7 protein-coding genes are annotated in these 9,218 nt (G+C 71.4%); 3 read left to right on the top strand and 4 right to left on the bottom strand.

Features of this window, described 5'->3' with window-relative positions; translation table 11 throughout:
• Positions 1 to 561 precede the first annotated feature (561 nt).
• Positions 562 to 1,737 (bottom strand): FAD-dependent monooxygenase, encoded by a 1,176-nt coding sequence (locus AB0H84_RS43990; protein ID WP_357618302.1) that lies wholly within the window; start codon positions 1,735 to 1,737, stop codon positions 562 to 564.
• 320 nt (positions 1,738 to 2,057) lie between these two features.
• On the opposite strand from AB0H84_RS43990, the gene AB0H84_RS43985 reads away from it, so the two are divergent.
• Together AB0H84_RS43985 and AB0H84_RS43980 are read left to right on the top strand one after the other, a co-directional pair.
• Entirely contained in the window at positions 2,058 to 2,906 is an 849-nt protein-coding gene (locus AB0H84_RS43985; RefSeq protein WP_357618300.1) for a metalloregulator ArsR/SmtB family transcription factor, read from the top strand.
• Positions 2,903 to 3,502, top strand: a complete 600-nt coding sequence (locus AB0H84_RS43980) for a dihydrofolate reductase family protein (RefSeq protein ID WP_357618297.1) — start codon at positions 2,903 to 2,905, stop codon at positions 3,500 to 3,502. Before AB0H84_RS43985 ends, AB0H84_RS43980 begins: the two co-directional genes overlap by 4 nt.
• On the opposite strand, the gene AB0H84_RS43975 is transcribed toward AB0H84_RS43980, so the two are convergent.
• A complete protein-coding gene (locus tag AB0H84_RS43975) occupies positions 3,484 to 4,905 on the bottom strand; it encodes an MFS transporter (RefSeq protein ID WP_357618294.1) in 1,422 nt (473 codons plus the stop codon). The genes AB0H84_RS43980 and AB0H84_RS43975 overlap by 19 nt on opposite strands.
• A 268-nt stretch (positions 4,906 to 5,173) precedes the next feature.
• Between AB0H84_RS43975 and AB0H84_RS43970 the strand changes: the two genes are divergently transcribed.
• On the top strand, positions 5,174 to 5,788 hold the full coding sequence (locus AB0H84_RS43970) for a TetR/AcrR family transcriptional regulator (RefSeq protein ID WP_357618291.1): 615 nt from the start codon (positions 5,174 to 5,176) through the stop codon (positions 5,786 to 5,788).
• Between the two features lie 40 nt (positions 5,789 to 5,828).
• On the opposite strand, the gene AB0H84_RS43965 is transcribed toward AB0H84_RS43970, so the two are convergent.
• On the bottom strand, positions 5,829 to 8,090 hold the full coding sequence (locus AB0H84_RS43965; RefSeq protein WP_357618288.1) for an alpha/beta fold hydrolase: 2,262 nt from the start codon (positions 8,088 to 8,090) through the stop codon (positions 5,829 to 5,831).
• A complete protein-coding gene (locus tag AB0H84_RS43960) occupies positions 8,087 to 9,076 on the bottom strand; it encodes an ATP-binding cassette domain-containing protein (protein WP_357618285.1) in 990 nt (329 codons plus the stop codon). The genes AB0H84_RS43965 and AB0H84_RS43960 overlap by 4 nt, the downstream gene beginning before the upstream one ends.
• Positions 9,077 to 9,218: the final 142 nt, after the last annotated feature.

Raw genomic sequence — 9,218 nt, 5'->3', positions numbered from 1 at the left:
GAGGTCACCACGCGCCATGCCCATGGCTTATCAAGGCCAGACCACACCGCGCAGACGAATCCACAACCCTCTCGTGATCGGAACCCCGAACAGGCTCTAAGCGCCCCGTTCGGTGAGCGCTGACGAAACCGGCGTCACGCAGGACGGTGAGGTGCTGGGAGACGCCTCCCTTGTAAGACCGAGGCGAGCGCTGAGGCGGGTGGTGGAGGCGGCGAGTTCGGTGAGGATCAGGTGAGGATCAGCGCGCGGGTGCGGCCGAGAACCGCGGCCAGCGCCTCCGGTACGGACACGGAAGGCCTCTCCCAGAGGGCGGCGATGCCCCGCGTCCCGTAGCGCAGAGCGGGCTGCCAGGGCGCGGTGGTGATCGACCAGGTCCCCTTCGAGCAGCGGGCGAATCTCGCGCGGTCGAGCCCGGCCGGGTGTTCGACCGTACCGTCGGGCTGGAGCAGGTGCCCGACGGCTACCGGGCGATGGACGACCGCAGCGCGCTCAAGGTGCTCATCCGGCCGTGACGCGACGCGCGTGCTCGACGAGGACGCCATCGCCCTGGCAGCGGGCGGGTCAGTGCAGCAGGGGCTCGGTGTCCACGTCGTACGTGTAGAGCCAGGCGCTGTGCCGGAGGAAGTCCCCGTCGCGCAGCCCGGCGTCGCGCTCGCGCTGCGCGGGCCCGTCCGGCAGGTGGTTGTACTCCGCCCGGCCCCGGCTCATCAACTGCACCTTGCTGGCGCGCGGCCGGCGGGTCGCCTCGTACGACAGCAGCGCCTTCGGCACCGAGTCGCGGTCGGCCTCGCGCAGGCAGCGGGCGAGGACGGCGCCGTCCTCGATCGCCTGCCCGGCTCCCTGGGCGAAGAACGGCAGCATCGCGTGCGCGGCGTCGCCGAGCAGGGTGACGCGGCCGCTCGTCCACCGCTCGAGCGGGCTGCGGTCGTAGAGCGCCCACCGCTTGGTGCTCGGAGCGGCGGCGATCAGCCGCCGTACGTTCTCGTCCCAGGTCTCGAACTCGCGGGCGAAGTCGGACAGATCCCCATCCGCCGTCCATGACTCGAGCAGCCACTCGTCGGACGGCACGACGGCGACGACGTTCACCAGCCGCCCGCCCGACACGGGATAGTGCACGAGGTGCCGCTTTGGGCCGAGCCAGAGGGACTGGACCGGCCGCCGCGCGTACTCGGGCGCCTTCTCGACAGGGATCAGCGCGCGGAAGGCGCTCAGCTGGCAGAAGTGCGCCTCCACCTCGGGCACGATCAACGGTCTGACGGCCGAATGGATGCCGTCGGCTCCGATCACCGCGTCGGCGCGTACCTTGGTCTCGCCGCCGGTCCGATGCGTGAAGGTGAGCTCCACCTCCGCGTCGTCCTGATCGAGCGCCACCAGGCGGTGATCGAGGTGGACGATCTCCGGGGGCAGCGCGCTCTGGAACATCGCCAGCAGGTCCGCACGGTGCGCGGTGTGCAGGTTGGCGCCGTACATCTGCTCGCACGCCTCTCCCAGCGGCTGCGAGAAGAGGACGTCACCGTCCTCCCACCGCCGGTACTCCCACGCCGCCTCCAGCCAGACCGCGCACCGGGCGAGAGCGTCGCCCAGACCGAGCCGGTTGATCAGCCGGACCATGTTCGGCGCGAGCATCACCCCGGCGCCGACCTCGCGCAGCACCGGCGCCTGCTCGTACACGACGGCGTCCACGCCGGCCCGGCGCAGGTGGATCGCCGCCGCCAGTCCGCCGAGTCCCCCACCCACGACAGCCACCCGTAAGCCCACGGCTCTCCCCCGATCTGCCACCGAATCAGACCTTCATCGTTTACGACAGCCCCGCTCTGACGCGAGCTGCGGGGATAAATTATCCCCATCTTCCCCCTACTGGAAGCCCCGATGGGCACCCAGAAGGCCTCGCTCTCACGGCCCGGCGCGCGGCGTCCGCGGGCACGCGGGTGGTCTCCAGGGGCTCGCGCGCCCTGGCGATGCGCCGCCGGGTGAGCCATCAGCACGTCAATCCATCTTCGAGCCGGTTCAGAGTTATTCCTTGACAGGAATATTCGCTGTGGCGAATACTTCTGCCCATGGACGCAGCGGACGCACTTCTCATCGCACTGGCCGACCCGGCCCGCTGGCGACTCGTGACCCTGCTGGCCGAGCGGCCCCGCTCGGTCGGCGTTCTCGCCCAGCTCGCCGAGGCGCGCCAGCCGCAGACGACCAAGCACCTGCAGACCCTCGAGCGCGCCGGCGTCGTCACCTCCCAGCGCACCGGCCAGCGCCGCGTCTACGCGCTCCGTTCCGCTCCGCTGCGGCACCTGGCGGCGGAGCTCAGCCGGCTCGCCGACACCGCCGAGCAGGCCGGCGGCCCGCGCGAAACCTACGACCGGTACGGGCTCAGCCTCCAGGTGGAGCGACTCGCCGCGGAGGTGCCGGGGTGGGCCGACGGCCGCGCGTTCAGGTTCCTCCGGTCACTGACGCAGCGCCCCGAGGTGGTCTGGCGCCACCTCACCGAAACGCCCCTGCTCACCCGCTGGTGGACACCCGACGACCTGCGCGTCTCCGAGCTCGTGTTCGAGGCGCGGCCGGGTGGACGGGTCGTCCTGGAGTACCGCGACGCCGAGGACGCCGACGGCTCCGACCTGGTCGCCGGGCGTGCGGAGGGAGTCGTCGACGACGTACGCCCAGGTGAGCGCCTCGCCTACCGGTCCTCCCCCATGCTCGCCGGCGGCGACGTCGCCTTCACCGCCCACGTCGCCTTCGACCTGCGCCCCACCGAAACCGGCACCGACCTCGACGTTCAGGTCCGGATCACCGACAGCACCGTCGGCTCCGCGGACTTCATCGCCGGCATCGAGATCGGCTACGCCCAGACCCTAGACAAGCTCTCGGCGACCCTCGCCACGTACGACACCGACACAAGGAGCGCCAAATGACGAACACGACCGGCCGCAGGGTGACCGCGAACCTGGGCCTCACCCTCGACGGGCGCTACCACGGCCCCGGCGGGCCCGGCGATTTCGCCGCGTTCGCCCCTTACGTAACCAGCGACGTCGCCCGCAACCACATGACCCGCATGTGGGAGCACGCGACGACGGCAGTGCTCGGCCGGATCAACGCCGAGGGATTCCTGGGCTACTGGCCGTCGGTCGCCGAGGACGACAGCGCCGATCCGCGCGACCGCGGATACGCCAAGTGGCTGGTCGACACGGAGAAGGTGGTCCTGTCGGCCACCCTGGCCGACGCGCCGTGGGAACGCGCCCGCATGGTGAACGCCCCCGCCGCGGACGTCATCACCGAGCTCAAGAGCAGCGGTGCGGGCGACATCCTCGTCAACAGCAGCGCCAGCATCATCAAGCCGCTGTTGTCGGCAGACCTGCTCGACCGGCTGTACCTCATGATCTTTCCCGAGATCGCCGGGGGCGGGCGACGACTGTTCGACGACGGCCTGCCGGCCACGAAGTGGACGCTCAGCCACCAGGAGACCGGCGAGCTGGGCGAACTCGCCATGGTCTACGACCGACTGCGCTGAGCCGGCCGGCCGGCCGGCGCCTGGCCGGGCGCCACCCGCCCCGTACGGACGATGCCCCAGCCGACGAGCGCCGCGGCCACGACTGTGAGCGTGAGGCCCGCGATCGTGACGGTCTCCCGGAACTCCGCGGTCTGCTGCGCACTCCAGCTCGATGTGGCGATGTCGCCGGTGAACAGCGCCGCGAGGATGGTGCCGGTGACGGCGATGCCGGCGCCGGAGGTGATCTCGGTGGCAGTGTCGGTGAGCGCCGCGCCGAACGTGCTCCGGTTCTTCGGCAGGCCACGGAGCACGTTGACCCCGGCGACCACGCCGACCACGCGCATCCCGGCCGCCACGAGCACGAGTGCGATCGCGACCCACACGTATCCGAAACCGCTCAGCAGAGCGTAGACGGCGAGCCCGAACACGACCGCTGCGGCACTGAGCCAGGCGGCCCGCTCCAGGCCGACGCGTCGCACGAACGGATTGATGAACGCGCCCCCCGCGACCAGGACCACGACCTGCGGCAGCATCCCGATGGCAGCGAGCGCGGGCGTCCACCCCCAGTCGAGCTGCAGCTGCAGCGTCACCATGTAACCGAGGCCGGCGGTCGCGAGCCCCGCCGCGGCCTTGAACGCCAGGCCGCTCGAAACGAGGGGGTGAGCAACGAGTTCGAGGTCAAGGAGCGGGTGACGCGCCGAACGCTCGCGCAGGAAGAAGAGCAGCGCCCCCACGGCGGCCGCTGCCGTGGCCGCCCATGGGACCCACGATCCGGCGCCCTCGTTCACGAACAGCGTCGGCGCGACGAGCGCCGACACGATCGTCGCCGTGCCCAGCACCGCCCCTGCGATGTCCGCCGGATCGCGGTGCAGGTCGGCCGCGGCCTCCGCGGCGATGCCGAGCCGCACACCGATGATCGCGAACATGGCGATCGGCACGTTCACCAGCAGCAGGACCTGCCAGGGCGCGATCGCGAGCACGAAGCCACCCACTGTCGGGCCGATCGCGAGCCCGACCAGACCCACGGTCGAGATGAGGGTTGTCGCGCGGACGCGCAGGCCGTCCTCGTCGAACAGCCGGAAGGCCAGCGCCATCGATCCTGGAGTCGTCATCGCGGCCGCGACCCCCATCGCCGCCCGGACGGCGATCAGTTGCTCCGCGGTGGCGACGAAAGCGGTCGCCAGGCTCGCCACGCCGAGCAGGACGAGCCCGATGAGCATGATCCGTCGCCGGCCGAACCGGTCGGCCATCGCGCCGAACGCCAGCATCAACCCGCCGAACACGACCGCGTACGCGCCCGTCACCCACTGCAACGCGGTCGTCGAAGCGTGCAGTTCGCGGCCGATCGTGGGCAGCGCGACGTTCAGGATCGAGTTGTCCAGCATCTCGAAGAGAAAGACCGCGGACAGCCCTGCCAAGGCCACCCACGCCTCCCGCAACGATCGAGGGGAGCGACCTGCAATTTCCTCACGCACGGAGAACTTCCTTCACGTCGTGACCCCGATCGGGACCCTGGTCGAATGAACGCGTCGATCCGGCTGCTCGAGCCGCTCGATCACCTCCGCCACGGCCGGCTCCGCGGTGGCGAGTGGTCCAGTGAGGTACGCCCCGATGACAATGACAGTGGTCTGTTCGGAGGACCTACGACTATGCTAAGTGACTAAATTTAGTTACGCAAGAAAGTGAGATCGGATGCCAAGGACCGGAGAGCGCGGCGGCCCTCAGACGCGTGCGAGGATCTCTGAGGTCGCGACCCGGTTGTTCCTCGAGCGCGGGTTCGACACGGTCACGGTCGCCGAGGTCGCGCGGGAGGCCGGGGTCTCGAGCGTGACGGTCTTCAAGCACTTCCCGCGCAAGGAGGACCTCCTCCTGGATCGCGCGGTCGACGCCGTCGAGCTCCTGCGCTCGGCGGTGCGCGACCGCGCTCCAAGCGTCGACGTGCTGGCGTCCCTGCGCGATACGGCCCTCCGTCTCGTCGACACCCGTCACGCGCTGTCCGGCGTGAAAGACGGATCCATCCCCTTCTTCCGGACCGTCGCGGCGTCCCCCGCGCTGGTCGCGCGGGCGAGAGAGATCGCCTCCGATCTTCAGCGGACCCTCTCCGAGGAGCTCGAGCGCGACCCGACGTTCGAGGGCGACGGGACGTTGCTCGCCGCCTTCTTCATCGCCGGGTACGGCACCGTGATGGTGGAGACCGCGCGCCGCCTCATCGCCGGAGAGCCGCCGGACGCCGTGGCGGACGACCACCGCGCGCGCCTCGAACGGCTCTTCGACGCTCTCCGCAGCGGAGTCGTCCCCCGACCGTGAGACCTGGACTCCGCGTGCTGTGTCAGTCGGCGGCCGGTGGTCACCCGGTGGGCCGGCAGGTGGTGCCCGGCGGCGGGAGCCTCAGGCTCGTCAGATAGCGGTTGACGTGGGCGGTGATGCAGCCGCTCTTACCGTAGATGTAGAGCATGTGGCCGTGCCCCTCGTACCGGACGCTCGACGAGCCCGGCACGTGGCGGATGATGTCGGCGACTATGTCGTGGTCGGTCCAGCTCCCGACCCCCAGGAACGGCACCAGCCCACGGGTGGGCAGCGGCGCCCGTGGGTTGGTGACAGGCGCAGGCCAGCCGACGCAGCCCAGCGGCCACCACGACCGCTGCCCTGCGAAGTTCGGCGACAGCTCCTCGGCCCGCCGCAGCGCCCTGCGGTAGGCGGCGTAGCTCCCGTACCCCTTGCCGTCCAGGCAGTGCGTCATGTTCTGCCCGATGAGAGAGGGAACCTTGGGGCTGCCCGAGCCCTGCCTGACGTAGTCGGCGAACCCCGAGGCGTCGCCATCGGCGGCCTTCTTGATCGCGTCGGCCAGCTGGACCCAGCGCGGGACGTCAGGTTCCGGGCCGGGCGAGGTGACACTGGGCGCCGCGGCGACCTTCAGGTCGAACCCGGTGTAAGCGGCTCCGGATGGATCGTTCCGCACCGGCGTCGGCGAGCGGTCCGCGGCGGTCACCAGCCTGCGCCACACCTGGCCGACGTCGCGGCCGTGCAGGGCGCAGGCCGTGGCCGAACGGCACCAGGCGGCGAACCGCTCCATCTCCCGCTCCGCCCGCGCATACATGCGGGGCTCGTCGGCGGCGGTGTCCTCGATGTGGCCGGCGGTGCCGTCCATGACCATGGCACGGATGCGGGAGGGGAACAGACGGGCGTAGGCCGCGGCCGGCGTTCCGCCGTAGGAGTTGGCGAGGAAGCTCAGCCGCTGCTCCCCCAGGGCGACGCGGACGGCCTCGATGTCCCGGGCGACGGAGGCCGAGTCCATGTGGTCGAAGAACTCCTGGTCAGCGGCGCGGCACCGCTGCGCGCGCTCGCGGTTCGACCGTCCGAGCGCGGCGTACTCGGCACGGTCGGCCGGCAGGGTGATCCACGGGCCGGTGGCGAGGCACTCGTACGGCAGCACGCCGCCGGGCTTGACGGTGTTGCGCGGGGCGAAGCTGATCACGTCGAAGCGGTCACGCAGTTGGGCGAACTTGCCGTAGAACTGCTTCAGATCGTCGATGCCCGACGCGCCGGGGCCGCCGGGGATGGAGAAGACGGTGCCGATCCGGCGTGCCGCGCCGGAGGCGGGCAGCATGCCGACCGGGATGGTGATCTTCCGCTCGCCCGGCGCCTTCCAGTCGAGGGGCACCTGGACGGAGGTGCAGCGCATGTCCCGAGGGGCGTGCTTGTCGTCGCACGGCCGCCAGGCCGGCGAGGACGGGCCGGTGTCTGCCGAGTCGCCGGCGGCGGGCACCCACATCAGGCCCGTCAGGAGCGTCGCGGCGACGCCGACGGCCATGACCTTGACCTTGCGTCCCCGCAGCGCCGTGACCGCCGCGCCCGCCGTCAGCGCGGCGACGACGTAGGCGACGAGCAGCGCGGCCGCCGCCGGTGGCGGCAGCAGGCCGCCGCCCACCCCGGCGATCTGCGCCGGCAGATTCTCGATCATGTACGAGCCGGCCTGCGCCCGCAGCGGCGACGGCAGGGCCTGGGCGACGACGGGGAGCACCAGAAAGATCATGACGAGCGCGACCAGAGTCCCGGGAGTCGAGCGGAGCGCCGCGCCCACCCCCAACCCGACCAGCGCCGCGGCCGCCATGGACAGCCCGGAGACCACCACCGAGGCGAACACCCCGGGATCCGAGAGCGGGGTGCCCAGGGTCTGCCCGTCCAGCAGCAACTGACCGGCGCGCTCGCCGAGCACGGCCTGGGCGGCCAGGTGCATGGCGAACGCCAGCAGCTGACCGGCGACCAGGGCGACGGCCGTCAGGCCGGGAATCTTGGCGAACAGGAACAGCTGCCGCCGCGGCACTGCCACCAGGCTCGTGCGGATCATCCCGGTGGAGTACTCGGAGGTGATCGTGAGCGCGCCCAACGTGCCGAAGACGAAGTAGGCAACCGGCAGCCCGGTGCTCAGCCCGTTCCCGTTACTGGCGAAACGCAGCCGCTCCTCCGCCGTCTGATGGTCGAACCCCCGGCCCGTCAGGTACGCGACCCCCGCGCAGGCCAGCACGGCGAGCACGGAGACGGCCAGCAGGTAGGCGTTCGAGCGCAGGGAGCGGAGCTTGTGCCACTCGGACGCGACGGCGTCCATCATCGGGCCACCTCCGCGGTGGCGGGGCGGGTGCCGTACTCGACGCTGTCCGCGGTGAGCTCCATGAACGCCTCCTCCAGCGAGGCGCTGCGCGGCGTCAGCTCCCGTAACGCGATTCCGGCCCGCAGCGCCAGGTCGCCGATCCGGGCGGGGTCCATGCCCCGCACGGACAGGCCGCCGATCCCGGCGGCGTCCATGCCCCGCACGGACAGGTTGCCCTCGGCCCTGTCGGGCGTCGCCGGGTCGGCGTGTTCGGCGGTCACGGTCGCGCCGTGCGCGCGCAGGATCTCCGCAAGCCGTTCGGGACGCGTCGCGCGCACCAGCACGTCACGCTGGAAGCGGGCGGCGAGCGCATCCGTGGTGGTGTCGGAGATCAGCCGGCCGCGCCCGATGACGACGACGTGGTCGGCGGTGAGCGCCAGCTCGTTCATCAGGTGGCTGGACAGCAGGACGGTGCGGTCCTGGGCCGCGAGCGAGCGCAGCAGGTCGCGGAGCCAGCGGATGCCCTCCGGGTCCAGCCCGTTCAGCGGCTCGTCGAACATCAGCACCGCCGGGTCGCCGAGCAGCGCCGCCGCGATGCCGAGCCGCTGCTTCATGCCGAGGGAGAATCCGCCGATCCGCCGGTCCGCGACCTGTTCCAGGCCGACCTGTTCGAGGACCGCGGCCACCCGCCGAGAACCGATGCCGTTGCTGCGTGCCAGGCAGCCGAGATGGGCGTGGGCCGTGCGGCCGCCGTGCACCGCGCCGGCATCGAGCAGCGCCCCCATCGTGTGCATAGGCCGGCGCAGCGACGCGTAGGGGCGCCCGTCCACCAGCGCCGTGCCCGCGGCGGGGATCTCCAGCCCGAGTACGGCCCGCATGGTCGTTGACTTGCCGGCGCCGTTCGGACCCAGGAATCCGGTCACCAGACCCGGTTTCACCGTGAAGGACAGGTCGTCCACGGCGACCGTGCGGCCGTACCGCATGGTCAGTCCCCTCACTTCGATCACGTCTCATCCTCATCCGCTTGTCTGATCGAGCCGGGCCAGCCTCGCGCTCCGCAGCCTCGGCCTCCATGGGTGCGGACCCACCAGCTGGGTGGGAAATTGCCACCCCGGGGGTAGGGCCGGCCCCACCGCCCTTCTCCGCACC

It is taken from the genome of Nonomuraea sp. NPDC050786 (assembly GCF_040654115.1).
Classification (GTDB): Bacteria; Actinomycetota; Actinomycetes; order Streptosporangiales; family Streptosporangiaceae; genus Nonomuraea.
Note: the sequence above shows the minus strand (reverse complement) of the source record. Positions and strands in the feature narration are given on the sequence as shown.